A 25,115-nucleotide genomic window follows, 5' to 3' on the forward strand; every position below is an offset into this window, starting at 1 on the left:
CAAGGCAGAAGCTGGCTTTAGTAGCTGCTTAAACCTCTATTTTTGATGTCAGTTAAATATGGGGGGATTACCGCATGTGCAAAATGGAACAAGCTTGCAAGAGCTTCAGTTATTAGGTGGATGGTCAAGTTTTGAAATGGTGTTGCGTTATGCGCATTTATCAAGCGATCATCTGAAAGCGGCTGCGAGTAGGATTAACACGTTAGGATTAGTAAATGGGTGATTTGAAACGTGACAGGGTAAAAAAAGTGTTACAAATTTGCTACATCACCTTTTTTACACCACTCGAAAATTCACGTAACTCTTTGATTTATATGGCGCGCCCGGAAGGATTCGAACCTCCGACCCCCTGGTTCGTAGCCAGATACTCTATCCAACTGAGCTACGGGCGCGTCGTTCTGTCTGGCGGAGAGAGAGGGATTCGAACCCTCGATGGGATTTCTCCCATACTCCCTTAGCAGGGGAGCGCCTTCGACCACTCGGCCATCTCTCCGTCCAATGAAGCGGCAGTATAGCAGGTATTTGTTTATCGTCAACACTGATTTTAAATAAAAATAATTTTTAACAAAATTTCCAAATAGTTAGGATTACTGCTATCTTTTATCAATTAAAAAAATTGCTGACAGTTACCAGCACGACATGTATCAGGAGGCATGATGGAGCAACGATCAAATTTGCAGGGCAGGGCCGTCTATGTTGTTGATGGCAATCGAACGCCTTTCTTGAAAGCAAAGGACGTAGGACCCTTTACCGGTTCGGATTTGGCGGTGGCAGCGGGTGTTCCCTTGCTCAATCGCCAACCTTTTTCCCCCAGCGAACTGGACGAAGTCATCATTGGTTCCGCGATGCCTGGGCCGGATGAAGCCAATATAGCCCGCGTTGTGGCCTTGCGTTTAGGTTGTGGCGATAAAGTGCCTGCCTTTACAGTCATGCGTAATTGCGCTTCCGGTATGCAGGCCCTGGACAATGCCGCGATGCAAATCGCGTCTGGCCGCAGTAATTTGGTGTTAGCCGGAGGCACAGATGCCATGAGTCATGCGCCTCTATTATTCAATGAGAAAATGGCCTCCTGGCTAGGCCGCTGGTTCTCTGCGAAAAGCACAGGCCAGCGTCTGGGCCTGGTGACTCAGTTTCGCCCCTCTTTTCTGGCGCCGGTTATCGCCTTGCTGCGCGGCCTGACGGATCCTATCGTTGGGTTAAATATGGGACAAACGGCAGAAAAAGTGGCTTACCGTTTCGGTATTACCCGCGAACAAATGGATGAATTCGCGGTACAAAGCCATCTACGTCTGGCCAGGGCCTATGAACAAGGCCGGATGACCGAAGTCATGCCCATCATTGATAAAAAAGGGCATGTGTATCCTCAGGATGATGGCATGCGAACGGATTCAACCGTTGAAAAACTTGCCAAACTCAAGCCTTTTTTTGATAAAAAGTTTGGCATGGTCACCGCGGGCAACAGCTCCCAGATTACGGATGGCGCCTGCTTGTTGTTACTGGCCAGTGCCGAGGCTGTGAAAAAATACAAACTGCCCGTGATTGGCCGCATTGTCGATTCACAATGGTCTGCGCTGGATCCGTCCCAGATGGGATTGGGGCCTGTTCATGCTGCCACACCGATTTTACAGCGGCATAATCTTAAGCCGGCAGAACTCGATTGTTGGGAAATTAACGAAGCGTTTGCAGCGCAGGTATTGGGTTGTCTTGCTGCCTGGAATGATGACGATTATTGCAAAACCCAACTGGGCTTGCAGCATGCTCTGGGAGCGCCCTCACTGGATCAATTAAATAAAGACGGTGGCGCTATCGCTGCCGGACATCCCATTGGCGCGAGTGGGGCCCGTATTGTATTGCATGTTTTAAAGTCTCTTGAACAGACAAAGGGAACCCGGGGTATGGCCGCAATTTGCATCGGCGGCGGCCAGGGTGGGGCAATGTATCTCGAACGTGTGACTGAGGTGAGCGAATAATGAATAACTACAACCATTGGGACATGAAAAAGGATGCCGACCATATTATCTGGTTGGCAATCAATCGCAACGATACCTCGGTTAATACCATAAACGATGATGTGTTAAATGAATTAAACAGTCTGTTGCAGGAAGTGGCCAACGATCATGAAGCGAAAGGACTGGTCATTTATTCCAGCAAAAAGAAGGGCTTTATAGCTGGTGCTGATGTCAATGCCTTTTCCAAATTCAATACGGCAGAAGAAGCTGTGGATTTTTTAAGGAAGGGGCAATCGGTTTTTGCGCGCCTTGAAGCCTTGACGATTCCTACGGTTGCCATGATTGACGGATTTTGCATGGGCGGCGGCATGGAGCTGGCTTTGGCCTGTGATTACCGCATTGCAACAGATGATCAGGGTACACGTTTGGGACTGCCGGAAGTGATGCTGGGTATTCATCCGGGTTGGGGTGGCACTGTCCGTCTACCACGCCTAATTGGTGGGTTTGATGCCATTTCCAAAGTGATTTTAACGGGTGCACCGCTTACAGCACAAAAGGCAAAAAAACTGGGCATGGTCGACGAAGTAGTCCCTGTGCGTCAATTGAAGCGCGCGGCCACTTTCTATATCAAAAACAAGCCAGCCAAACATAAACCCCGATTCTTCCAGACGCTGTCCAACTGGGCCTGGGTTCGTATGTTGTTGTCGCCGCTGATGCGTTATCAATTAGCGAAAAAGGTGAAAAAACAACATTATCCCGCTCCTTATGCCATTATTGATTTATGGGAAAAAGAAGGTGGTCATGGCGAGCGCGCTTACCTTAAGGAAGTCGATTCGGTCGAACAACTGGTAAGCAAAAGCGACACCGCAAAAAACTTGATTCGCGTGTTTTCGCTGCGCGAGCGCATGAAAGCCTTTGCGAAAGATTCCCAGTTTAAAGCGGAGCATGTGCATGTGATTGGTGCTGGCGTGATGGGCGGTGACATTGCTGCCTGGTGTGCATTGCGTGGTTTAAAAGTGACATTGCAGGATAAATCCTATCAGCAGATTGCACCAGCCATTGGCCGGGCACACGCCTTGTATAAGAAAAAGCTCAAGCAACCCCGTCTGATTCAGGCAGCGCTTGATCGTTTAATCCCTGATCCGGATGGTCACGGCATTGCCCGCGCTGATGTCATTATCGAGGCGGTGTTTGAAAACCTGGAGGTGAAACAGGCAATTTTCAAACAGGTAGAAGAAAAGGCCAAAAAAACGGCCATTATCGCCACCAACACGTCCAGTATCCCACTGGATGAAATCAGTCAGGTAATGAAGCATCCTGAGCGTTTGATTGGTATTCACTTCTTCAACCCGGTAGCTCAAATGGCGCTGGTGGAAGTCGTGAGCAGCACCAAAAGTTCTAAAACAGTGGTCCAGGACGCCTGTGCATTTGTGGGTCAGATTGACCGCTTGCCCCTGCCAGTCAAATCCAGTCCCGGCTTTCTGATTAACCGCGTGTTGATGCCGTACTTGATGGAGTGCGTGCAATTGATTGAGGAGGGGTATAGTGGTGCAGCCATTGATAATGCGGCTGAAGAATTTGGCATGTTCATGGGGCCGGTTGAATTGGCCGACACGGTGGGCATGGATGTTTGTCTGGCTGTAGCTGAAAATCTCACTGCCCATTTTGGGGGTACGGTGCCGCAGCGTTTGCGCGATATGGTCAAAGAAGGCAAACTTGGTCGCAAGACCGGTGAGGGCTTCTACCGCTATAAAAACGGTAAACCCATTAAACCCGCGGTTAAATCAGATAAATCGGGCAAAGACATTGCTAATCGTTTGATTCTGCGCATGGTCAATGAAGCCGCGTCTTGCTTACGTGAAGGGGTAGTGGCTGACAGCGACCTGCTGGATGGCGGTATGATCTTCGCAACTGGCTTTGCACCTTTCCGTGGTGGCCCTATGAATTATGCCAAACAGTTCGGTCATGACAAACTCAATGAACTGTTTGCCCGACTGGAGTCCAAATACGGGTCGCGTTTCAAAGCCAATAGCGATTTGTAAAATTCATTCCACAGCATGTTTTTCAATAATGGCAGATTTTATCTGCCATTATTCATTATTCGGGTTATTACTATGTTGCGACTATTCCTGAGTGTTGGTTTTTTATTCTTTTTCAATCCCGCGTTTTCGACGACCTTTGTTATTCCTGCGTCAGGCGATATGGTGGGAGAAATCCAATACACCTCTCCTGAACCGGGTGAAACCTTAAGCGATGTTGGCATTCGTTATGATGTGGGTTATTTCGAAATGATTAGAGTTAATCCTCAGGTTGATCCGCTGCGGCCACTGCCTTTGCGCACACGTCTGATTATTCCTTCGCAATACCTGCTGCCGCCAGGACCTCGTGAAGGGATTGTGATTAATCTGGCAGAATACCGCCTTTATTACTATCCGCCAGGCGACAATGTGGTCGTGACCATGCCAGTCGGTATTGGCCGGGAAGGGTGGCATACGCCGACGGGAAAAACCAGCGTTACGGTCAAAGAGCGCGATCCCGTGTGGCATCCGACCGCTAATGTCAGGGCTGAAGCGGCAAAAAATGGTACCCCCATCCCGGATGAGTTTCCTGCCGGCGAAGGCAATCCGCTCGGACGCCATGTTTTAAGATTAGGCTGGCCTACTTACTTAATCCATGGGACCAATCGCCGCGACGGGGTTGGCTCACGCGTCAGTGCAGGGTGTATTCGCATGATGCCGGAAGACATTGAACAATTATTTGAGATGGTGGCTGTGGGCACGCGCGTGACGGTAATGAATGAGCCCTTGAAATTGGGTTTGATGAATGGCCAGTTGTATGTCCAGGTGCATCCTGGATTAACTGACGAGAAGAAAATCAATCTCCAGGCGTTGTTACAGGAAAAACTAAATGGCTATGCCCTTAAAAAAACACTCAACAAGCCGGCCGTCAGCACGGAATTGCAATCACCAAGCGGCATGCCTGTTAAGATTTCCGCTTAAGCAGATGACGTTGACAATAATAATAGGCCGTGTGACAAAGCACGGCTAAAACAACGCTGCCCAGAATATCAACAGGATAATGCCAACCCAGAAGGACGCAGGAGGCCACAAGCAACAGATTAATCGGTAAAAGCAGAAAGCATAAAAACCTTACCCGTCGGCATAAATACACACTGAACCAGGCCCACAAAGCATGAAAAGATGGAAAAGCAACCATGCCGCCATACAGGGTGGAGGGGATTTTGTGGCTTTGTATTTCCATAAATTTAATGCCGGTATCATGCTGCTCTGCAAAGAAATAGGGGCTGGATATCATGCTGGCCGGAGCCACCGTCGGAAAAAAATAGTAAAAACCAAATCCTAAGATAAAACTGCATACGAGCAGAAAAAAATGCTCGTTGACGACATCAAACTGACGAAGAAAAATAATAATCAGCGGCAGGCAGCTCAATTGGTAATCGATGCTGGCATAAATATAGATTAACAGGTGTTTAAAGGTGGGGTGCTGCGCTGTCCAGGCGACAATGCTGGCCATATCGATACCAAACAGGGACTCCAATGCAATCAAGTATTTATCGATGGGCGAAAAAGGCGTGTATTGAGCAGCATTGGTCATCGTTGCCAAGGTTGCCATAATAATAAAAAACAAAACAACTTTACGGGCAAGGACATAGCTGACGTGTTCATTTGAAAACAGTAATCGACAGCCCAGCATCATGAGCAATAAGGATATGCCCATGCCAAAACTGCCGTTTGGGAAGTAATTATTTCCATGAAAATGGAAGAAAAAATGATTAACTAAAAGCGAGGTGAAGGAAAGAAACAGTGCCAGCGCAAGCAGGGGAAAGAGGCAGCGCTCATCATCGGCAATCAGATTATTCGCTCTCAAGCAATTGCTCTTTTTGTTTAATGGCCTGGTAAATTTCCTCGCGATGCACCTTCACGGATCGTGGTGCCTTGATGCCAAATTTAATATTGCCATCTTCGATTGTTTTAAAAACAACCACTTCAATCGCTTCGCCGTTAATCATGACGGTAAATGGTTTTTCAAATGAGACGTTAATAATGTCCATATCGAATTTCTTTGCTTTTTCGTTTGTTATATCGCATGAATGGGCTAAATGCAATCGTGGTTCTTCAAGGATGCTCTACCAGGTTCTACTAAAAAGAGGCGCTCTTGAATGGCGCGCGCCGGCTATCTGCTATACCCCTTCAAGAGGTGAGCTTTGCGGCTGGGGTAGAGCCTCCTTTTCTTTCTGACCATGTTCTTACCCAATGCTTTTAGTCATGATTTTCCTTCATTTAAATAATAACTCATGTACATCTTAAAAAAATATTATTAAATGCGTTAATTAGGCAAAGAGTTAATTTATTTTTCAGGTCTATTTGTTTTTGAGCCTCTCTGGCTTTTATAAATGCCAGGCCACCCATTGAGTGGCCTGTAACTGACTATTTATGCCATGGTCATCATCGTGGCTGATTGACTGATTTCGATGGCTGGTGCTGTGCTTTTAAGTTTTTGGATGGTTGCCAGGGTGATATTGGCGCGTTCGAACGTTGCCGCGATGAGTTTGACATTAAACGGGCATAAAGTACTGGACGTATGCTGCTTGCCATGTTGTTTGAAAAATCCGCCTGTGGCCATCGATGAGGATGTCGTTTGCGTGCCGTCATTGTGTTTGATTAATTCCACATAGTATTTTCCGAGACGAATACGTTTATGGGAGCTGCCATGGCCAATTTCTTCTATTTGGCCTCCTAAATGTTCAATTAATTTATACACTTTTTTTGCTTTAATGTTTGAATCTTTGTTTAGAATAGCCTCTAATAATGTTATGCGTTTGGGGTTTAAATTTTTTAACAGCTGCTCCATATGGGTGTCTACTTGAAATTCCGGGCTAAAAAATGGCAAATTTTCTTTGTGGACGACTATCTTTTTTTGCTGCTTCTCTTCCCGTTTGCGATTAATCTCATCTCGCCGCGCTTTGTTATTTTCCGATTTTTCATGTAAATAAGCTTGGGATTTTTTATCCACTTCTTCAGATTCTTCCTTGTTCTTTTTAATCATCGCCTCCAAGCGTTGATCATAATTGGTCCGAATTTGCTTTTCGGCTTCAGTGATCTGTTGTTTGAGACCGGTTAATTGTTTTTTCAACGATTTTTGCTGGTGGTAAGTATCGGATTCAAGTTCATCGATATCATCAATTTTTTTGATTTTTTGCGGACAGGCTTCAGGCCATTCTTTTTTTAGTGAATCAAGTTGACTTTGAATGGTTTCTAATTCGTATTTGAATGCAGTCAACATGTCCTGTTCTTCATCCGTTATCTCAACATCGATGCCGTCGATTTGAGCGAGCAAGGCTTCGGCCTGTTTGTGCAATTGAATGATAGCGGTAGAGGTTTTGCTCCAAATTTTAGGGTAGTATTTTACTGCCTTTTCTTTAGCATCAGACTCAGCTTTGGTTTTCAAAGCGGCTTTTTCCGTGCCTTCCCATGAATCAATAAGCTGCTGTAAAAAACGAAGCGAGGGTTGCACATTGAAAAATAATGTAACGTTCTCTTCTATGACAGCATCGGGATCCTGGTTAGGCTTGCCGTTCTCTTTTACCCGCTCAACGATGCTTGCTAAAGCACGCAGCGCTTTTGGTAATTCCGCCATGGTCTTCGCATCCACCCCTTCAATTTCCGACATGTGTTCGTCAGTTTTGGAGTCAAGTTGCTGTTTTGACAGGCGAGGACCTTTCGTTTTACCTGATTTCAAATCGACGTTTGTGCGCTGGGTAAACGCCTTTAATTTTTTAATCGCGGGTTCCCAATTTATTGTGACCGCGCTATTAAATTCTTTTCGATCCCCCTTTTGCATGGCGTGGGTGCTCTCGCTTGTGGATATTTTAATGAGGCTCTTCAGTGTGGCATGAGAGGATGGAAGATGCGGTTTAATCAGTTTTTGAAATTCTGTGAGAAGATCAAAGTCATGAAAGGCAGCTTGGATTTTAATTTCAGTCGGGATATTTTTTAAGGCTAAAATGGCTTTGAATTTTGCACAGTGCGATATATTCCGCTCAATTAAAAGACTGATTAATGAAAAAGCCTGTTCTTCATTTTCACTTGCGGAAACTTCCCATAATTTACTATAAAACTGTAGTTTTTCATGAATGACCAGAATGAGCTGATTAATCGTGTGTTCGTTATTTTGCACAAAAGGGATTTCAAAGACTTCTCCCAGGTAGGACTTAACATCTTCTTCTGAAATTTTATTATTTTCAATGTCTTGAAGATAAAGTAAATGATTTCTCAGGTAGTCATGTCTTGCATAAATTTGTTGACGAAGTTGTTCTAATTGAGGAGATGGGGTTGGCATAATTTAAAGACTCTTGTTTATTTAAAGGCCACAAACTACCATCTGAATATTAACTAAAGCTTAAGTGAATAGTTTTTACCAAAATCACGGTTATCGCCTGTTCCTGATTGTATTGGCTGAGGTAACGGGGTAGGGTATGTGCTTTTTGACTTGCCCACAGCTGGCAACCATTGAAGAATAAGTGGCTAATGGTTAATCCTTGACGGCTGCAGCCCTTTCGATTGCTATAACTCCCCAAATCAGTTACAATCGAGCGTTTTTTTAAACCTTGCCTTACTTTATTACAGATAAAGAAGGCTTTTATCCATAAGGAAAATACATGAGACATTATGAAATTGTATTCCTTGTTCACCCTGATCAGAGTGAGCAAGTTCCGGCGATGGTCGAGCGCTATGAAGGGATCATCACCAAGCATGGCGGCGCTATTCATCGTAAGGAAGACTGGGGCCGCAGACAATTGGCATACCCCATCAAAGAAGTTCATAAAGCCCATTACATTCTGATGAACGTCGAGTGTAATCAAACTGCTCTTGATGAATTAAAAAACGCATTCAAATTCAACGATGCGATTCTGCGTGAATTAATTATCAGCCAGAAACATGCGATTACAACCGAATCCATGTTAATGAAAAAAGAAAAAGATAACCGAGCAGCTTAAGGGGAACTATTTATGACAGCTTATTCTCGTCGCAAAAAAATGTGTCGTTTCAGCGGTGAAGATTCGTTTGAAATCGATTACAAAGATCTGAACATGTTAAAGAACTACATTACCGAAACCGGTAAAATTGTTCCAAGCCGCATTACTGGTACTCAAACCCGTTTTCAGCGTCAACTGGCTATTGCCATTAAACGCGCTCGTTTCCTGGGTTTACTGCCTTACTGCGATAGTCATCGATAACAATGAAACTCACGGGCGGATTTTTACAAAAGCAGGGCCATTTCTTATTGCAAAATGAGAAATATGCCTGGTTTTTGACTGCTGTATTGGCCGTCATACCGTTTACCGCCTGGGTGTCCTTGTCTGTCATGGCATTGGTCACCCTGCGCAAGGGTTGGGCTTCTGGTTGCCAATGTTTAATCATTGGCTTGACGGTTTCTCTCTGCATGGCTGAGATGACCAGTTCAAGCCCGTACCTGTTGGCCACCATTGCCTTGACCTGCCTGACCTGCTACCTGGGTGCCTGCTTGTTGCGAGCAACAGCCAGTTGGCAAAAAGTTGCTGTTTTTATGATTGGTCTCGCGACTGTGATGATTCTTCTTGTCCATAGCTTGGCTCCCGAGTTTATGCTTGCCCAATATAAAATGGTCCAGGATATGCTCAAAGCGCTTGATCAAGGAAATGTTATTGCCAGTCTGCTTGAACATCAGCCGCCTGAAAATCAGGTCAGTCTTGCGAATTATTTGTTAGGCATTAAGGCCATCAGCGTCATGTTATCAGCGGTTTTTTCGCTGTTAGTCGCACGCGCTGTACAGTCCATGCTTTTTTACCCTGGTGGTTTCAAAAGGGAAATCATGGCCTTTCGTGCCAGCAGTGCCGCGGTAGTTTTGCTTCTGGTATGCCTTTATGGTGTTTACCAGCACAGTCCCGTGTTATTAAGTTGTTTACCATTATTTTTTGTCTACCTGATGGCGGCTGGGATTAGTTTAAGTCTCAGCCTACTGGCTCAAAAGCGTCGGCTCGCGTTATGGGTATTATTACTGATCCCCATTGTTGTGGTGCCGTACATCATGCTGCCAGTGTATGTTTTGTTTGGATCAATCGATAGTTTATTTAATTTGAGAGCGCGCCGCTTGTTTTTAGCGGGCGAAAATCAGAACAAGGGGTAAGAGATGCAAGTTATTTTATTAGAAAATGTTAGAAATTTAGGCAAGCTGGGCGATAAAGTGAATGTTGCAAACGGCTTTGGCAGAAACTTTCTGATTCCACAAAGCAAAGCAGTATTTGCTACAGAGGAAAACATTCAGATGTTTGAACAACGTCGTGCCGAGCTCGAAAAGAAAGCGCAACAGGCACAGGCTGTTGCTGAACAACGGGCAGCCAAGCTGAATGATATCACGCTGGTTATTTCTGCAATGGCCAGTGATGAAGGCAAGCTGTATGGTTCTGTCGGTGTCAATGAAATCCGGGATGCTTTGGTCGAGCGCTCAATCGAAATCAGCCGACGTGAAATCGTTATGCCAGAAGGTCCTATCCACTCCGTGGGTGATTTCACGGTTGAAGTGCATGTTCACAGCGATGTGATTGCTACGCTGCAAATTCAGGTGGTCGCCGCAAAATAAGGTGATACATGAATAGAAAAAGCCTGCTGATGCAGGCTTTTTTATTTTAATTGCTCAAGCTTTACGATATCGTACGCTGGCTCCTCATAAGGATGGGCCTTTTTTAACGCCGCGATGGCTTCACGCAAACAGTGCTCCTCGCACAGCATTTCCACTTTGACTTCGGTGACATACGTCAGAGTCAGTTTTTCACCCAGAGTCGGGTTTGCGCCTGGCAAGGGGCGAAATTGACCCTGGCCCACGGTTTGCCAACAGGTTTGATCATACTGACCCAGCTTGCCCGCGCCAGCGTCAAACAAGGCGTGCTTGACTTGTTGCAGATGGCTTTCAGGTACATAAAAACACAATTTAAATTCAGGCATCAGGCTTTCCATTTGATGTTACATCCTAAACTCGGCTTTTGTGTCTCACTCACTGCTTGATTGCTAAGCACACAATCGAGAGCGGTACGGATAGAATCGCCTGTAACCGGGATTGCGTTTCCTGGCCGTGAGTCATCAAACTGGCCTCGGTAAATCAATAACAGTTTATTGTCATAGACAAAAAAATCAGGCGTGCAGGCGGCCTGATAAGCTCTGGCTACTTCCTGGGTTTCATCGAAAAGATAGGGGAAGGGGTATTGCTCTGTTTTCGCAGTTCGTTTCATGTTATCTGGTGAGTCATCGGGATAATTAGCCACGTCATTGGAATTAATGGCATAAAAACGGATTTGTCTGGACAGATAATCATTGGCCAGTTGGGTTAATTCCTTATTTATGTGTTTTACATAAGGGCAATGATTGCAGATAAACATAATCACAGTGGCTTTGGCATTGGGATCCTGTGCAAGATTGATCGTGTTACCGGTTACCACGTCGGTTAGAGAAAAAAAGGGGGCCTGAGTACCCAGTGGGGACATGGTGGAAGGTGTTTTAGCCATAAAATCTCCAGAATTAAAAAGCAATTTTCAGGATTGCAATCAGAGCAAAGAAGCAGTTCAATATGGCCCAGATTAAAGAGGCCCTTTTGCTGGATGCATTGTAAAACGCATAGCAGGCTACTGCACTACCGCCGCAAAAAAAAACCCACTGATTTTCATAGGCCAGACCTATAGACAGCAGCGCTATGCCGGCTATGCCTATCAAAATAAATAAATTGGTTAACTGGCCACTTAAATAATAAAAAAATAATAATTGCACACAAAGCAGGATAGGGATGGCGAATTGCAGGGCAGGGCCAATGCCTAAGAGAATAGCACCGTGTCCAGCAATTAAGATCAATTCCAACGCGATAAAGTAAACCAGCTTGAAATGAAGGGCGGTAAATAGCAGGAGAGTGGAGCCGGCGACAAAATACAATTGCGCCGGTATTTTAATCAGTCCAAGAAGCGAAACAATGCTACCTAGAATGCCGAGTAGCACGAATAATTTAGTATGGGTACTGATAGGTACCTTACCATCGTAAGTAAATTCCTTTTGCGGCGGCATCGTTAATGACCTGTCGTTGTGATTTATTAGTAGATACCCAGTAATTTCCCATATTACTCAGAGCAAATTTAACTCGAGGATATTGGCATACATCCAGTACATCGCGGCAATTTACTTTCGCCGTATTTTCATTTTCGGTATAGAAACATTGGAAATGCATCTCCCGAATGTCGGAAGCAAAGGCGGCCCAATTGGCGGGTTCCAGTTTAGCCGTCAGGGGGGGGCTCATGAACACTTCCCGTGTTTCAATGCGTTGCAATTCAATGGTTCTGTCGCTGCGGTTTTGAATGAGATAAAAGGCCTGATCACCGGTTTCGTTAACAATCAAATGGTAATTACTGTAACCAAAACCGCTGACTTCGCAACCATGGGGAAACGCCTCGGCATGCGTCAGGGTGCTTATCGACAAACAGGTAGCCAACAGGGTAAACATACAACGGTAAACAGACATACTCACCTCAATCCTCACATTGAAAACGCATTATATTAATCAGTCTTTAGGCAAATGTGAATGATTCTATCGTTCTTTATGCGCAGACATGCGGGAAATGATCATCGGGGAATAGGTCCTGTAGACGCTTAAGGCCAGATACATAATGACATAACCCAGCGAAACAGCCAGATTCACCGGATTAATCTCAGGGTAGTTCCATAATATCAGGGCGGAGCTGATGCCATAAATCAACGAAAAACTGTGCATCATGGTTTTAAGTGTTTTGGATTGGGTTAAGTAGTCAAGCCGCGACGGGTAAACGTATTTAACGGGGACAAAGATCAGAATACACAGGAGGGTGAGAATAATGGCATTGGTAGACATGGCGGTATTAAAGATAAACATATAAAACACAGCGATATTCCAATAACAGGGAAAGCCTTTAAAAAAATGGTCGGGTGTTTTGGCATCCGACTGGCAAAATTGATAGGACGAGGCAATGGTGATGGCCACAATGATTAACAATTTGATATCAGCAGCCAGCATATCCGGTTTAACGAAAAGGAAAAAGCAGGGTGTGATGACGTAGTTGAGGTAATCGACAATATTGTCGAGCAAGGCACCGTCAATATTCGGTAATACGGTTTTCACCCTGACCAGTCGCGCCAACGTTCCATCGACAGCATCAATGACAACGGTCACCGCCATGAACCATAAAGCCTGTACATAATCATGCTGGTAAATTTTGGCTAACGTTAAAAGGCCAAAGCACGCTGCGCTGGCGGTAAAAGCATGGACGGCCCAGGCAACCAGGTAGTGAGCGGGGTGGTAGCCTAGCATTCTTTTTGTCATTAAAATTATCCCAATGTGGAGTAAAGTTCATTAATGGAGACAATATGTACAATTGTACGTATCCGCCTGTCGTTCTGAAAATAGTAACAACAATCAAATCCTCTAGGCAACCACTGAGAGTAATACAGGAATTGAATATTTTGCCAGAACGGGCCCATTATGAATAAAAATATAAAAACTGAATTAAATATTATCCATTGCAGGGGAAAAACAGCCATGTCGGAGCGTTTAAATAGTTGCACTCATCCAGAGATAGTCTAAACTCGTTTAAATTAACAATAATGACATCGCCATGAGCATTCAAACCATCAATCCTGCTACCGGGAAAAAACTGACTGAATACCCTCTGCTTGCCGGTAAAGGCATTGACGCCCTCATTGAGCAAGGCAATCAAGCCTTCCTGGCCTGGCGCGGCACGTCATTTGCCTCGCGGCGCCGGCAAATGCTTGTTTTAAGCGCGTTGCTTCGCCGAAAAAAAAATGAACTGGCTGTTTTAATTGCCTGTGAGATGGGTAAACCCATTGCTCAGGGCGAGGCGGAAATAGAAAAATGCGCCTGGCTTGGTGAGCATTATGCCGAAAAAGCAGAAGAATACTTAAAGCCGCAAATCATACAGACTGAATTGCAAAAATCAACAGTGTACTATCAGCCGGCTGGTATTGTCTTTGCAATCATGCCGTGGAATTTTCCCTTCTGGCAGGTTTATCGTTGCGCCATACCCGCTATCATGGCCGGTAACGCGGTCATTTTAAAACATGCGCCTATCACCACGGGCTGTGGTTTTGCTATCGAAAAATTGTTCGTTGAGGCCGGATTCCCTCCCCACCTTTTCCAGCATGCAGTGGTGGATAATGAGGGAGCGGCGGCCATCATCGCCCACGAGAAAATAACCTCATTAAGCTTTACCGGAAGCGAGAAGGCGGGTCGTATAGTCGCCGCTAATGCCGCATCGCATTTAAAAAAATCAGTGCTTGAATTGGGCGGAAGCGATCCTTATCTTGTGCTTGCCGATGCAGATCTTGATCTGGCGGCGGATTGCATCGTTAAATCCCGTCTAAATAATTGTGGACAGGTTTGCATCGCGGCCAAACGCATTATCGCCGTAGCCGCGGTTCATGATGAGCTGGTGATAAAGCTTCAGCAACGCCTAAAAAATTACACAATGGGGGAACCGCTCGATTGTAAAACCACCCTGGGCCCCATGGCTCGAGAGGATTTGCGTGATATCCTGCATCAACAGGTGCTTGACAGTGTGGCGCAAGGCGCGCGCCTGGTGGACGGCGGGGTGTTGCCGGCGGGCTCCGGATTTTATTATCCGCCCACCTTGCTTGTGCATGTCAAACCTGGCATGACGGCCTTTGATGAAGAATTATTCGGGCCTGTTATTGCTGTTATTCATGCTGACAGTGAAGAGGAAGGCATTCGCCTGGCGAACCAAAGCCCTTACGGGTTAGCAGCCGCGGTTTTTACCCGCGACACTGTGCGTGGCGAAGAGATGGCCAAAAACCGCATTGAAGCCGGCAGTTGTTTTGTGAATGCCTTTGTCGCTTCCGATCCGAGATTGCCCTTTGGCGGCATCAAGCAGTCAGGTTATGGACGTGAACTTTCACGGGAAGGAATCCTGGAGTTTGTTAATATTAAAACCGTAGCAATCAAGTGATGCAAGATGAAGCAATACATTTATATTTCGGCGGCAAGCCAAATCATGGAGTGCTATGAGCAGGATGCTTTGTGGAAAACCTACCCGGTTTCTACCGGGAAAAACGGCTTGGGTGAACGCATGGGCAGTGAATGCACGCCCCGCGGCTGGCATCGCATCCATTCGCGGATAGGATTGGATGCTGCCGAAAACAGCGTTTTTGTAGGGCGCGAGTGGACAGGTGAAATCTATGATGCATCGCTGGCTGCACGTTATCCGGAACGGGACTGGATTTTAACCCGCATTCTCCAGTTGGATGGTTTAGAACCCGGGCGCAATCAGGGCGGTGAGGTCGACAGTCTTAAACGCTACATTTATATCCATGGTACACCCGATTCAACTCCCCTTGGCATGCCCGGATCGCGGGGATGTATTCGCATGCGCAATAAGGATATGATGGAACTAGCCGATTGGGTTGCTATTGATACCCTCGTCTTTATTGAATAATAGTTTAATAAATTTGCAATATTGCCGTGTAAGTTGCGAAACACCAGTATATAATGCGCGGCAGCTAATTTTTTGTGCCTAATTGAGGTGATTGAATGTCTTACAAATTCGAAGAAGGTAAAGATTTAATCATTTATGCCATCGTTGATAAACTGAAGCGCAAAATGGAACCCGAACAAGCCCAATTGTGCTCTGAGTTCGTGCGACAGTTTTACAGCACAGTTGCCATGGAAGACCTGTGCGAATGGGATATTGAAGATCTTTATGGGGCAGCGATTAATTTTTGGTCTCTTATCCAGACCCGCGCACCCAATGAAACCAAGATCCGTATTTACAACCCCGATTTTGAAAGGCACGGCTGGCAGACCACCCATACCGTGGTTGAAGTGTTAACGACCGACATGCCTTTTCTGGTTGACTCGTTGAGAATGGTTGTCAACCGCATGGGCTTTGAAGCCCACCTCGTCATTCACATGGGTGGTCTGACCGTGAAACGGAATGAAAAAAATCAGGTCGTTCAGGTATTGCCCCGCAGCTCCAATCCCGCTATGGATCACAAGAAAGACGTTTTTGTCGAAGCCCCGATTTTCATGGAAATTGACCGACAAACGGATCCGGCTATCCTGGAAGAGTTGCACCGTAATTTCGACCGCGTTCTCGAGGACAATCGAGCCGTGGTTGAAGATTGGCCGGCGATGCGTGAGCGTGTGCGCCGAGCCATTGCTGAGCTGGATGACGCCCCGGATATTCTTGATCCAGCCGAAGCGGAGGAAACGAAAGCTTTCCTGGAATGGATTGAAGATCATCATTTTACATTCCTGGGCATTCGTGATTATGAACTGGTTGAAAAAGGCCATGAAACCATTCTGCAGCCGCTACCGGAAACAGGCCTTGGGGTATTGCGGCCAAGCCTTAGCAAATCCACAGCCCGCAGCATTTCAGCCATGACCCCCGAGGCGCGCGAGCTTACCCTGTCCTCACGGGCTCTGGTGATGTTTAAAACCAATACTGAAGCGACGGTTCATCGTCAGGCTTATACCGACTACATTGGCGTTAAACGCTTCAATAAAAAAGGGCAGGTGATAGGTGAGATGCGGATCATTGGTCTGTATACGTCTGCCGCTTACAATACCAACCCCAAACACATTCCTTTCCTGCGCCATAAAGTCGCTAAAGTGATGAACAATTCCACGCTGGTGCCACGAAGCCACGCCGGAAAGGTTTTGTTAAATATTCTTGAAACCTTGCCGCGTGACGATTTAATCCAGGCATCCGAAGATGAGCTGCTGGAAATTGCCATGGGTATTTATTACATGCAGGAACGCCGACGAATCCGTATGTTTGCGCGTGTCGATGTGTATCGACGCTTTATTTCCTGTTTAGTCTATGTTCCCAAAGAGCGCTTCAATACCGAGTTGCGCCAGGCCATGCAGCATATTCTTGAAAAAAGCTTTAATGCAGAGGAAATCACGTTTTCCACCTGGTTCTCTGAATCCGTACTGGCGCGTATTCATTTCATTATCCGCACGAACCCTCAGGATGAAACGCAATGGGACTTTAAGGAAATCGAACAAAAACTGATTGAGGTTGGCCGTTCATGGAATGACGAATTGCAGCATTTTCTGGTTGAAACCTTCGGCGAGGAACAGGCTAATCACCTGTTTGCCCGATACCGCGGCGCATTCCCTGTCTCCTATTGCGATACTTTCTCGCCGCGCACGGCTGTTTATGACATCAAGCATGTTGAAGCCCTGTCAGATGACAACCCACTGGTAATGAATTTCTATCGTCCCATGGATGAGGTTGCTGACAGCTTCCGCCTTAAAATTTATCAACATAACACCACCATCCCCTTGTCTGATGTCCTGCCTATTGTGGAACGCCTCGGCATGCGGGCTATCAGTGAACGTCCTTACGTGTTGAAGTTTGAGGACGGCAGTGTGACCTGGATTAATGATTTTGCTCTGCAATACACCCGTGGCGTCTGCTTTGATATTGATGAAATCAAGGATCTGTTCCAGAATGCCTTTGCGAGTGTCTGGTTTGGTCATGCCGAAAATGATGGTTTTAACCAGTTGGTATTGGCTGCCGGCCTTAATTGGCGTCAGGTGGCAGTCTTGCGTACCTACGCGAAATACTTTAAGCAAATCGGACTGACCTTCAGCCAGGAATACATTGAGTTGGCGTTGCATAACAATGCGGCAATCGCTAAAAAACTGGTCGAATTGTTTGAAACCCGCTTTAATCCACAGCCCAATAATCAACGCGAAGATCAATTCACCAGTCAGATCGATCAAATTTTTACTGCCTTGGATAATGTCAGCAATCTGGATGAAGATAAAATAATCCGCCAATACGTGCATGCTATTTCTGCCACGTTAAGAACCAATTATTACCAGGTGGATGCCAAGGGGAATCCCAAGAAAAACATTTCTATCAAACTGAACAGCAAGGCTATTCCGGGCGTTCCCAAACCCTATCCGATGTTTGAGATTTTCATTTATTCGCCGCGTTTTGAAGGTGTGCATCTGCGCGGCGGTAAAGTCGCTCGCGGAGGATTGCGCTGGTCTGATCGCAAAGAGGATTTTAGAACCGAGATCTTGGGCCTTATGAAAGCGCAGCAAGTCAAAAACGCGGTTATCGTGCCAAGTGGTGCGAAAGGTGGATTTGTACCCAAGCACCTGCCTTTAAATGGCAGCCGTGAAGACATTCAGGCCGAAGGGATTGCCTGTTATCAGGAATTTATCCGCGGCCTGCTCGATATCACCGATAATTACAAGGGATCAGTGGTTGAAAAACCAGCCAACGTCCTCAGCTATGATGAGGATGATCCTTACCTTGTGGTGGCCGCCGATAAAGGAACAGCCTCGTTCTCTGATATCGCTAACGCCATTTCTTTAGAGTATGGCTTCTGGCTCGGAGACGCGTTTGCGTCTGGGGGCTCTGTCGGTTATGACCATAAGAAAATGGGTATTACCGCCCGGGGCGCCTGGGAATCGGTCAAGCGTCACTTCTACGAATCCGGCATGGATATCGATAAAGACTTTACGGTTGTTGGTATCGGTGACATGGCAGGGGATGTGTTTGGTAACGGCATGTTGTTATCCCGGCATATCAAATTGCTGGGTGCGTTTAATCATCTTCATATTTTCATCGATCCCAATCCTGATCCGGAGGTCAGCTTCAAGGAGCGTGAGCGTCTGTTTAATCTGCCGCGTTCAAACTGGAGCGATTATGACAAGAAATTAATTTCCAAAGGCGGCGGCGTGTTTAACCGCAATGCCAAATCGATACCGGTCAGTAAGGAGATGAAGCAGGTCTTCGGGATCAAGCAGGCTCAGATTGAACCCAATGAATTGATTCGGATTATCCTGCGTGCCAAAGTGGATCTGTTGTGGAGTGCCGGAATAGGAACATTCGTCAAAGCGCAAAGCGAAACCCATGCTGACGTCGGCGATCGAAGCAATGATGCGACGCGCATCAACGCGAAACAGCTGCGATGTAAAATGGTGGGCGAGGGCGGTAATCTCGGATTAACCCAATTGGCGCGTGTTGAATATGCGATGGAAGGTGGATTAATTTACACCGACTTCATTGACAATTCAGGTGGTGTAAACTGCTCTGACAAAGAAGTTAACATTAAAATTCTGTTAAACAGCATTGTCGCTGCGGGCGATTTAACGCCAAAACAACGTAATGAACTGCTGGCAGAAATGACGGATGAAGTTGCCGCACTGGTATTGAGGGATAATTTTGCCCAACCACGCGCCATCAGTTATACAGCGGCTCAGGCGTTAAAATCAGTTGAATTGCACATGCGCTATATCAATGAATTGGAGCGTACGGGCAAAATCGACAGAAATCTTGAGTTCCTGCCGGATGACAAAATGTTTGCCGAGCGTAAACTCCTGGGTAAAGGCTTGGTGCCGCCGTCCATCGCGGTTTTACTATGCTACAGTAAAACCATTCTTAAAGAGCAGATATTGGCAACCAATGTTCCTGAGGACGCGTATTTGAAAACCTTCCTGGTCAGCTATTTTCCAAGGCCGCTTCAGGAGCGTTTCAGCACCCAGATGCAGGAACACCCATTGCGCCGGGAAATTATCGCTACCCGTTTAAGCAATATCATCGTAAATGAGATGGGCTTTACTTTCATTTACCGCATGCAGGATGAAACCGGTGCGCCTGTTTCAGCCATTGTCCGTGCCTACATGATTGCGCGCACGGTGCTTAATATTGATGGCGTGTTGAAGAAAATCAGTGCGTTGGAGTCCTTTGTCAGTGCGTCCAAACAGATTGATATTGTCATGCTCTATGTACGATTAATGCGCCGGGTAACCCGTTGGTTCTTAAGAAGCCAGCGCATGCGCTTAAATATCAGCAAGGCCGTTAAACTTTATGGCCCCGGGGTTGAGGAGTTGAAAAAGGCTATCCCCACTATCTATAGTGAAGGGAACCTTGCCCAATACAAGGAACAGTATCAACATTATATTGATTTGGGTGTGGATGAGGAGTTTGCTCATGAACTGACAATCACCCGCGCCTTGTTTTCAGCCATGGATATTATTGAAGTGGCGCAAAAACTGGAACTGAGTGTTACTCAGGTGGCGCAGGCTTACTTTGCTATTGGCGAATTCCTCGATTTGGGCTGGATTCGCTCGCAGGTTATTGTTCACCCCACTGAAAATAACTGGGAGTCCCTGTCTCGCGAAGCCTTGCGGGATGATTTGGATTGGCAGCAGCGGCAATTGACAGTTGGTATTATCAGCCTTGATGAAAAGAAAAAAGATTCGATGAAATCATTTGCTCATTGGGCTGAAAATCATAGCACGTTGATTGAGCGTTGGCGTCACATTCTGGCCGACCTGCGTTCAAGTCAATCTCTGAATTACACCATGTTTTTTGTGGCCATCAGAGAATTGCTTGATTTAACCCAGACGACCTTGCAGATGTCAGAAAAGGAAGTCACTACCTAAAATGATGCGGCTACACCGATAGCCGCTGCTTATTACAAGGAGTTTAAATTGAATAATGGCAAATCAATAACGGCTTACTCGTCCGGGTCCAAATTTTTTCATTGGACTGTGGCGTTGATTTTAATTCTTATGCTCGCTGGAAGTTTTTTTCTCGATGATGTACCGAAGCAATGGCAAGGCATGGCCTACATGATGCATAAATCATTTGGGCTTACTATTTTGGCTTTGATGATTTTACGCGTTATCTGGATTATCCGCACCGGTAAACCGCCTTTGCCTATGACTGTTCCGGCCTGGCAGGTCTTTGCGGCCCGTTTTGTGCAGTATGCCCTCTATGTGTTTGTCATTCTCATGCCGGTTGTGGGTTGGGTGATGTCGGTGGCAGCTGGCAGGCCGCCGCAATTGTTTGGCCTGGTTACCTTGACCTTGCCTGGTATCCCTGAAGATAAATCGCTGGCCCATTTTTTGGCCGAGAGCCATGAAGTAATCGCCTGGATTATTATAGCCCTGTTGGTTTTGCATGTAGCGGGTGCGTTTAAACATTACTTTATTGATAAAGACAATGTCGTACAACGCATGTTGCCGGGACGTCGGGGTATTGATGAGGTTTCTCATCTTTAAGGTTTAATCCGGGTGAGGCCTCAACCGGCAAAGGCATTATACGTACTTTACGAATTCAAATGGCCACTTTGCTTCAATGCCCTTCCCTCACTTTTGCCTTTGTGGCCCTTCCTCAATAAGATGTCTACTTTCCGCGCCTTGTGCGCGGAATCCAGTGATTACCCTCGATTCAAATGCTGTGCATAAAGCACGGCATGTAGGCAAAAGATAGCTATAACGCATAAAATTTACATGCCATTGACCTCAGGTTTAATGGCCAAATCCGATCAGCTTCCTTTGGTATTTTCCAGCGGATCAAGCAGCATCAGGGCCTGGTCATGATTTTCGAGTGTAACCACCTGCGCATGCTCAAAATGAATACTCACCGCGATCAGATAACAATCGGTTCCTTTGGGACAAAAATCAATGAGTTCGCCGATTTCCTGTTGCGTGCCCTCAGCAAAAAGGCGGCTGCCGACCACGGGCGGGTTGTCGCTTAAGACGGTGAAAATCTGCAGTTCGTGTTTTAATTTGGCTTTATAATGCGTGCGGGCAATGATTTCCTGTCCCTTATAGCATCCTTTGTCAAAACTGATATAGCCCTGCTTGTGCAAATCAATGCGGTGGGCGAGAAAGAGGCCGCGGGTTTCAGGATAGATGCTGACATGGCGGTTTAAAAGCTGCAAATAATGCCAGCCCAGCGAACCCCGCTGTTGCGAAGCGGAAAAATGGTCAAGGTAATGGCTGACTCTGTCCTGGTGGATGAGTGCTAAAAATAAATTATGACCCAGAAAATAGCAGCAGTAGTCAGAGGACTGGGTCACCTGTCCTGTTTCGGCGGGCAAGGGGAAATGCGGTAGGGTTCGATTGCTGGTGTTAATTAAAAAACCAAATGCGTGATACTCATCATTCACCTGCAAAGTGACGCGTGACAGCATGGCTGTTTTCGACAGATTGTTTTTCGTTTCTTCAAGCAAATCCCGTTGCAGCACCAGATGATAACCCTGCCAATCGATGACATCGAGTAAGGCCATGATACGACCTTTCAGGTTGCATAAGGCCCCGCGTTGCATGGTGGACGGAGTAATCTTGCGCAAATCACAGGTTACTTGCCCTTGCAGAAAATCAGCAGCCTTCGCACCGTCAACAGCAAGGACGGCTAAATTCGGCAGGTGAAAAATATAGTTTTCAGCCGTGTCGAAATGAACTTCTTCCTTTAGAGGATGCTGTGTTTGGTAAATACGGTTTGCTATTGTGTATGTGCTATGGTTCATAGGGTGACCTGACATTGCCTCAAGATTGCGGTAGTTTGCAAGTTTAGTGTAACATTGACGGCTTTTACAACTGGATAAGCATGATAGGCGCCGCTAGAAAAGCAAAACTGACATGGCAATGCCGACGGGGAATGTTAGAGCTGGATCTGTTGTTGAACCAGTTTCTTAATCGGCAGCTTGATGAGCTAAGCGAAGAGCAGATTAGCCAATTTGAAGCCTTGCTGCAGCAGCCCGATCCGGTGCTTTATAGCTGGCTAATGGGCAGTGAGCCGGCCGACAGGGACGTGGAAGAAATTGTCAAACGGATTCAATTACAGGATTACCTTAAGTAGCTCCCGCCATTATCTTTATACCTTGGCCCTGCTCAATACAACCGCATCCCTGCTGTTGGTTTATTCCGGATTGCCATGGGCTTTAATTATTCCGTTATTGGGTGTCCTTCTGGGCATCTTTCTCTGCGGGATTAGGCATCCTTATCCGGCGGGTGGGTGCCGCGAATTCATTCATCAGGGCAATACCTGGCAATTGGTTGGCCATGATGCGATTGAAACGTTTACGAAGCATCGGCTGTTACTGCATACCGGCTTATTTATTCTTGTTAAATTCTTTTCTGAGGACAAGCAAAAGGTCCTGGTTATTTTTTGTGATCAACTGGGCAAGGATGATGACAGGCAGTTGAAAATCATTGAAAAAGTGAAATAGGGTTAAAGAAGACGTCCGCGTTGTCGATATATTAATCAATATGGTTGGATATTGATATAATGGGCCTATCGTCAGGGGAAACGGATTATCAATTAATTCATAGTGCGCTTAATGGCAATGAGAAAGCCATTAATCAACTGATATCACGCTATTACCAAAAAATTACCCGGCAAATAGGGCAACAGGTGCACGATGCCTCGGCAGTTCATGACCTGGTGCAGGAAGTTTGCATTAAATTATTCCGACATATCCAGCAGTTTGATTGCCGTTCAAGCTTCACCACCTGGCTTTATCGCATTATTCAAAATACCGTTAAAAACTATTACCGCAGTCGGCAGTTAATGGCTGAACACGAGGCCGCTGCTGATTGCATACTGCCGGATGCCGTGACGAATCCTGAGGCCCTGCTGATTGAATTTCAACTGGGGAGACGTCTGGATACCCTGTTTGGCGAGTTGCCGCAAGGCATGCAGCAATGCTTTCTGCTGCATGTGTTTGGTGGTTTAAGTTATGAAGAAGTAGCCGCTTACCTCAATTGTCCGTTAGGCACCGTCCGTTCCCGTATTTGCCGTACCCGTGAAATGCTTTGGACAGGTATTAATAAACCAAATGACAAGAGAAAGCATTAAAAAGCTGTGTTAGAATGGCTACATCCGTGATTAATCCTTAAATCCTACATGCTCGAAAGTGATCGACTCATCAGCGCAACACCCGCTGACTCCGAAGAAGCGATTGATCGCGCCATCCGTCCCCCAAGCCTTAAGGAATACATTGGCCAGGAGGCTGTGCGCTCGCAAATGCAAATTTTTATTGATGCGGCTAAAAACCGACGGGACGCCTTGGATCATGTTCTGATCTTCGGGCCTCCGGGTTTGGGTAAAACAACGCTGGCCAACATTATTTCGCATGAGTTGGGTGTCAATCTGCGCCAAACCTCTGGTCCAGTACTTGATAAAGCCGGCGATCTGGCTGCCATCCTGACTAACCTTGAAGAAAATGATGTTCTGTTTATTGATGAAATTCATCGCTTAAGTCCGCTGATTGAAGAAATTCTTTACCCTGCAATGGAAGATTACAAACTGGATATCATGATTGGTGAAGGACCGGCCGCACGCTCCATCAAACTTGAATTGCCTCCATTTACACTGGTTGGAGCAACAACCCGTGCTGGACTTCTAACTTCACCCTTGCGGGATCGTTTTGGAATTGTGCAACGCCTTGAGTTTTATCCTGTCGATGCCTTAACCCAGATTGTTTCCCGTTCCGCGCGGTTGCTTAAGGTTGAAACGGATGAGGATGGCGCGCGTGAGATTGCTATGCGTTCGCGCGGTACACCGCGGATTGCCAACCGGCTTTTACGGCGGGTGCGGGATTATGCCGAGGTTAAAGGCAATGGCAGAATTAATCGCGACATCGCTAATCAGGCTTTGCAAATGCTCGATGTCGATAAACTGGGCTTTGATTTGATGGATAGGAAATTATTGCTGACTGTCATCGAACGTTTTGGCGGCGGCCCCGTGGGCTTGGACAGCATTGCCGCGGCGATTGGGGAAGAAAAGGGGACCATTGAAGATGTTCTTGAGCCTTTTCTTATTCAACAAGGCTATCTCATGCGGACGCCTCGCGGTAGAATAGCAACCAATCTGGCCTATCACCATTTTGGCCTGCAACCGGTCGAGCATGAGTTGTAAATGAGTTATCAAAGCCACTTTCGCGTGTATGCTGAAGACACTGACATGATGGGCATTGTTTATCATGCCAATTTCCTTTGCTTTTTTGAACGGGCGCGAACGGAAATGTTGCGTGAGAAAAACTGGTCCCTGACACAAATGGCTTCGGAGTATGACCGGCACTTTATCATTAGCGACGTCAAGATGCAGTTTTTGCATCCAGCCAGGCTGGATGATTTGCTTTTGGTCAGTACGGACATCATGAAGCGGGGATCCTGCAGTATTTTATTTGAACAAAACCTGCGAAATCAGCATAATATGCTTCTTTGCGAGGCGCAGGTTAAAATTGTCTGTGTCGATAGTGCAATGAAAATACAGCGTATACCGCCCGATTACAATTAAATAAG

At 46.3% G+C, this 25,115-nt stretch carries 25 protein-coding genes, 2 tRNA genes and 1 pseudogene; 17 read left to right on the plus strand and 11 right to left on the minus strand.

Annotation, left to right across the window (positions count from 1 at the left end; all coding sequences use genetic code 11):
- Positions 1 to 58: 58 nt before the first annotated feature.
- Positions 59 to 196: pseudogene (locus tag Lery_RS15705) on the plus strand (hypothetical protein); the annotation flags it as partial.
- Between the two features lie 119 nt (positions 197 to 315).
- On the opposite strand, the gene Lery_RS08775 reads toward Lery_RS15705, so the two are convergent.
- Positions 316 to 392, minus strand: a tRNA-Arg gene (locus Lery_RS08775).
- 11 nt (positions 393 to 403) lie between these two features.
- Positions 404 to 493: transfer RNA gene (locus Lery_RS08780), tRNA-Ser, on the minus strand.
- A gap of 163 nt (positions 494 to 656) precedes the next feature.
- Here Lery_RS08780 and Lery_RS08785 point away from each other — a divergent pair.
- From Lery_RS08785 to Lery_RS08795, 3 genes are all read left to right on the plus strand, one after another.
- The gene (locus Lery_RS08785; RefSeq protein WP_058526889.1) at positions 657 to 1,970 is read left to right on the plus strand and encodes an acetyl-CoA C-acetyltransferase; all 1,314 of its coding nucleotides are present in this window, start codon (positions 657 to 659) and stop codon (positions 1,968 to 1,970) included.
- Positions 1,970 to 3,991, plus strand: coding sequence for a 3-hydroxyacyl-CoA dehydrogenase NAD-binding domain-containing protein (locus Lery_RS08790; protein ID WP_058526890.1), 2,022 nt, complete (start codon positions 1,970 to 1,972; stop codon positions 3,989 to 3,991). The genes Lery_RS08785 and Lery_RS08790 overlap by 1 nt, the downstream gene beginning before the upstream one ends.
- Before the next feature lie 72 nt (positions 3,992 to 4,063).
- Positions 4,064 to 4,948 (plus strand): L,D-transpeptidase family protein, encoded by an 885-nt coding sequence (locus tag Lery_RS08795; RefSeq protein ID WP_058526974.1) that lies wholly within the window; start codon positions 4,064 to 4,066, stop codon positions 4,946 to 4,948.
- On the opposite strand, the gene Lery_RS08800 is transcribed toward Lery_RS08795, so the two are convergent.
- From Lery_RS08800 to Lery_RS08810, 3 genes are all read right to left on the minus strand, one after another.
- Complete coding sequence (locus Lery_RS08800) at positions 4,932 to 5,837, minus strand: phosphatase PAP2 family protein (protein ID WP_058526891.1); 906 nt, start codon at positions 5,835 to 5,837, stop codon at positions 4,932 to 4,934. The two genes, Lery_RS08795 and Lery_RS08800, sit on opposite strands and share 17 nt — an antisense overlap.
- The gene (locus tag Lery_RS08805; RefSeq protein ID WP_058526892.1) at positions 5,824 to 6,021 is read right to left on the minus strand and encodes a carbon storage regulator; all 198 of its coding nucleotides are present in this window, start codon (positions 6,019 to 6,021) and stop codon (positions 5,824 to 5,826) included. Before Lery_RS08805 ends, Lery_RS08800 begins: the two co-directional genes overlap by 14 nt.
- A 380-nt stretch (positions 6,022 to 6,401) precedes the next feature.
- Positions 6,402 to 8,309 (minus strand): coiled-coil domain-containing protein, encoded by a 1,908-nt coding sequence (locus tag Lery_RS08810; RefSeq protein WP_058526893.1) that lies wholly within the window; start codon positions 8,307 to 8,309, stop codon positions 6,402 to 6,404.
- 319 nt (positions 8,310 to 8,628) lie between these two features.
- Between Lery_RS08810 and rpsF the strand changes: the two genes are divergently transcribed.
- The 4 genes from rpsF to rplI are packed head-to-tail and all read left to right on the plus strand — an operon-like array spanning position 8,629 to position 10,589.
- Entirely contained in the window at positions 8,629 to 8,967 is a 339-nt protein-coding gene (rpsF, locus tag Lery_RS08820; protein ID WP_058526895.1) for a 30S ribosomal protein S6, read from the plus strand.
- A 12-nt stretch (positions 8,968 to 8,979) separates the two neighbouring features.
- The gene (rpsR, locus tag Lery_RS08825) at positions 8,980 to 9,207 is read left to right on the plus strand and encodes a 30S ribosomal protein S18 (protein WP_058526896.1); all 228 of its coding nucleotides are present in this window, start codon (positions 8,980 to 8,982) and stop codon (positions 9,205 to 9,207) included.
- Positions 9,208 to 9,209: 2 nt separating this feature from the next.
- Positions 9,210 to 10,136 carry a hypothetical protein gene (locus tag Lery_RS08830; protein ID WP_058526897.1) on the plus strand — a complete coding sequence of 309 codons (927 nt, stop codon included), beginning with the start codon at positions 9,210 to 9,212 and terminating at the stop codon, positions 10,134 to 10,136.
- A 3-nt stretch (positions 10,137 to 10,139) separates the two neighbouring features.
- Positions 10,140 to 10,589 carry a 50S ribosomal protein L9 gene (gene rplI, locus Lery_RS08835; RefSeq protein ID WP_058526898.1) on the plus strand — a complete coding sequence of 150 codons (450 nt, stop codon included), beginning with the start codon at positions 10,140 to 10,142 and terminating at the stop codon, positions 10,587 to 10,589.
- Between the two features lie 41 nt (positions 10,590 to 10,630).
- On the opposite strand, the gene Lery_RS08840 is transcribed toward rplI, so the two are convergent.
- From Lery_RS08840 to pcsA, 5 genes are all read right to left on the minus strand, one after another.
- A complete protein-coding gene (locus tag Lery_RS08840; protein WP_237759193.1) occupies positions 10,631 to 10,951 on the minus strand; it encodes a YqfO family protein in 321 nt (106 codons plus the stop codon).
- Positions 10,951 to 11,508 (minus strand): thioredoxin family protein, encoded by a 558-nt coding sequence (locus tag Lery_RS08845; protein WP_058526900.1) that lies wholly within the window; start codon positions 11,506 to 11,508, stop codon positions 10,951 to 10,953. The genes Lery_RS08840 and Lery_RS08845 overlap by 1 nt, the downstream gene beginning before the upstream one ends.
- A 13-nt stretch (positions 11,509 to 11,521) precedes the next feature.
- Positions 11,522 to 12,055, minus strand: a complete 534-nt coding sequence (locus Lery_RS08850) for a hypothetical protein (protein WP_065230279.1) — start codon at positions 12,053 to 12,055, stop codon at positions 11,522 to 11,524.
- Positions 12,021 to 12,506: a hypothetical protein gene (locus Lery_RS08855; protein WP_058526901.1), complete on the minus strand. Its 486-nt coding sequence runs from the start codon at positions 12,504 to 12,506 to the stop codon at positions 12,021 to 12,023. The genes Lery_RS08850 and Lery_RS08855 overlap by 35 nt, the downstream gene beginning before the upstream one ends.
- 66 nt (positions 12,507 to 12,572) lie before the next feature.
- A complete protein-coding gene (pcsA, locus tag Lery_RS08860; RefSeq protein WP_058526902.1) occupies positions 12,573 to 13,340 on the minus strand; it encodes a phosphatidylcholine synthase in 768 nt (255 codons plus the stop codon).
- 292 nt (positions 13,341 to 13,632) lie between these two features.
- Here pcsA and Lery_RS08865 point away from each other — a divergent pair, with 292 nt between their 5' ends.
- The 4 genes from Lery_RS08865 (at position 13,633) to Lery_RS08880 (ending at position 21,083) form a co-directional block, all read left to right on the plus strand.
- On the plus strand, positions 13,633 to 15,000 hold the full coding sequence (locus Lery_RS08865) for an NAD-dependent succinate-semialdehyde dehydrogenase (protein WP_058526903.1): 1,368 nt from the start codon (positions 13,633 to 13,635) through the stop codon (positions 14,998 to 15,000).
- Positions 15,001 to 15,006: 6 nt separating this feature from the next.
- Positions 15,007 to 15,486, plus strand: a complete 480-nt coding sequence (locus tag Lery_RS08870; protein ID WP_058526904.1) for a L,D-transpeptidase — start codon at positions 15,007 to 15,009, stop codon at positions 15,484 to 15,486.
- 95 nt (positions 15,487 to 15,581) lie between these two features.
- Entirely contained in the window at positions 15,582 to 20,462 is a 4,881-nt protein-coding gene (locus Lery_RS08875; RefSeq protein WP_058526905.1) for an NAD-glutamate dehydrogenase, read from the plus strand.
- Between the two features lie 48 nt (positions 20,463 to 20,510).
- The gene (locus tag Lery_RS08880) at positions 20,511 to 21,083 is read left to right on the plus strand and encodes a cytochrome b (protein ID WP_058526906.1); all 573 of its coding nucleotides are present in this window, start codon (positions 20,511 to 20,513) and stop codon (positions 21,081 to 21,083) included.
- Between the two features lie 266 nt (positions 21,084 to 21,349).
- Here the strand turns inward: Lery_RS08880 and ygfZ are convergent, their stop codons facing one another.
- On the minus strand, positions 21,350 to 22,336 hold the full coding sequence (ygfZ, locus tag Lery_RS08885; RefSeq protein WP_058526907.1) for a CAF17-like 4Fe-4S cluster assembly/insertion protein YgfZ: 987 nt from the start codon (positions 22,334 to 22,336) through the stop codon (positions 21,350 to 21,352).
- A gap of 131 nt (positions 22,337 to 22,467) precedes the next feature.
- Here ygfZ and Lery_RS08890 point away from each other — a divergent pair, with 131 nt between their 5' ends.
- The 5 genes from Lery_RS08890 to Lery_RS08910 are packed head-to-tail and all read left to right on the plus strand — an operon-like array spanning position 22,468 to position 25,110.
- Positions 22,468 to 22,668, plus strand: a complete 201-nt coding sequence (locus Lery_RS08890; RefSeq protein WP_237759194.1) for a succinate dehydrogenase assembly factor 2 — start codon at positions 22,468 to 22,470, stop codon at positions 22,666 to 22,668.
- The gene (locus tag Lery_RS08895; protein ID WP_131751051.1) at positions 22,631 to 23,038 is read left to right on the plus strand and encodes a hypothetical protein; all 408 of its coding nucleotides are present in this window, start codon (positions 22,631 to 22,633) and stop codon (positions 23,036 to 23,038) included. The genes Lery_RS08890 and Lery_RS08895 overlap by 38 nt, the downstream gene beginning before the upstream one ends.
- A 59-nt stretch (positions 23,039 to 23,097) precedes the next feature.
- A complete protein-coding gene (locus Lery_RS08900; RefSeq protein ID WP_058526910.1) occupies positions 23,098 to 23,667 on the plus strand; it encodes an RNA polymerase sigma factor in 570 nt (189 codons plus the stop codon).
- 48 nt (positions 23,668 to 23,715) lie between these two features.
- Positions 23,716 to 24,729 (plus strand): Holliday junction branch migration DNA helicase RuvB, encoded by a 1,014-nt coding sequence (gene ruvB, locus Lery_RS08905; protein ID WP_058526911.1) that lies wholly within the window; start codon positions 23,716 to 23,718, stop codon positions 24,727 to 24,729.
- Entirely contained in the window at positions 24,730 to 25,110 is a 381-nt protein-coding gene (locus Lery_RS08910; protein WP_058526912.1) for a YbgC/FadM family acyl-CoA thioesterase, read from the plus strand.
- The last annotated feature ends 5 nt before the right edge of the window (positions 25,111 to 25,115 follow it).

The sequence above is a fragment of the Legionella erythra genome, from assembly GCF_001467615.1.
Taxonomy (GTDB): Bacteria; Pseudomonadota; Gammaproteobacteria; order Legionellales; family Legionellaceae; genus Legionella_C; species Legionella_C erythra.

Bases quoted from the DNA above. Each gene is read 5' to 3' on its own strand.
- Lery_RS08840 (WP_237759193.1), bottom strand. From the start codon at position 10,951: ATGCCTGAATTTAAATTGTGTTTTTATGTACCTGAAAGCCATCTGCAA.
- Lery_RS08855 (WP_058526901.1), bottom strand. From the start codon at position 12,506: ATGTCTGTTTACCGTTGTATGTTTACCCTGTTGGCTACCTGTTTGTCG.
- pcsA (WP_058526902.1), bottom strand. From the start codon at position 13,340: ATGACAAAAAGAATGCTAGGCTACCACCCCGCTCACTACCTGGTTGCC.
- Lery_RS08795 (WP_058526974.1), top strand. From the start codon at position 4,064: ATGTTGCGACTATTCCTGAGTGTTGGTTTTTTATTCTTTTTCAATCCC.
- Lery_RS08865 (WP_058526903.1), top strand. From the start codon at position 13,633: ATGAGCATTCAAACCATCAATCCTGCTACCGGGAAAAAACTGACTGAA.
- rpsF (WP_058526895.1), top strand. From the start codon at position 8,629: ATGAGACATTATGAAATTGTATTCCTTGTTCACCCTGATCAGAGTGAG.
- rplI (WP_058526898.1), top strand. From the start codon at position 10,140: ATGCAAGTTATTTTATTAGAAAATGTTAGAAATTTAGGCAAGCTGGGC.
- Lery_RS08910 (WP_058526912.1), top strand. From the start codon at position 24,730: ATGAGTTATCAAAGCCACTTTCGCGTGTATGCTGAAGACACTGACATG.
- rpsR (WP_058526896.1), top strand. From the start codon at position 8,980: ATGACAGCTTATTCTCGTCGCAAAAAAATGTGTCGTTTCAGCGGTGAA.
- Lery_RS08900 (WP_058526910.1), top strand. From the start codon at position 23,098: ATGGGCCTATCGTCAGGGGAAACGGATTATCAATTAATTCATAGTGCG.
- Lery_RS08870 (WP_058526904.1), top strand. From the start codon at position 15,007: ATGAAGCAATACATTTATATTTCGGCGGCAAGCCAAATCATGGAGTGC.
- ygfZ (WP_058526907.1), bottom strand. From the start codon at position 22,336: ATGAACCATAGCACATACACAATAGCAAACCGTATTTACCAAACACAG.
- Lery_RS08790 (WP_058526890.1), top strand. From the start codon at position 1,970: ATGAATAACTACAACCATTGGGACATGAAAAAGGATGCCGACCATATT.
- Lery_RS08850 (WP_065230279.1), bottom strand. From the start codon at position 12,055: ATGCCGCCGCAAAAGGAATTTACTTACGATGGTAAGGTACCTATCAGT.
- Lery_RS08830 (WP_058526897.1), top strand. From the start codon at position 9,210: ATGAAACTCACGGGCGGATTTTTACAAAAGCAGGGCCATTTCTTATTG.
- Lery_RS08890 (WP_237759194.1), top strand. From the start codon at position 22,468: ATGTTAGAGCTGGATCTGTTGTTGAACCAGTTTCTTAATCGGCAGCTT.
- Lery_RS08805 (WP_058526892.1), bottom strand. From the start codon at position 6,021: ATGGACATTATTAACGTCTCATTTGAAAAACCATTTACCGTCATGATT.
- Lery_RS08810 (WP_058526893.1), bottom strand. From the start codon at position 8,309: ATGCCAACCCCATCTCCTCAATTAGAACAACTTCGTCAACAAATTTAT.
- Lery_RS08785 (WP_058526889.1), top strand. From the start codon at position 657: ATGGAGCAACGATCAAATTTGCAGGGCAGGGCCGTCTATGTTGTTGAT.
- Lery_RS08845 (WP_058526900.1), bottom strand. From the start codon at position 11,508: ATGGCTAAAACACCTTCCACCATGTCCCCACTGGGTACTCAGGCCCCC.
- ruvB (WP_058526911.1), top strand. From the start codon at position 23,716: ATGCTCGAAAGTGATCGACTCATCAGCGCAACACCCGCTGACTCCGAA.
- Lery_RS08875 (WP_058526905.1), top strand. From the start codon at position 15,582: ATGTCTTACAAATTCGAAGAAGGTAAAGATTTAATCATTTATGCCATC.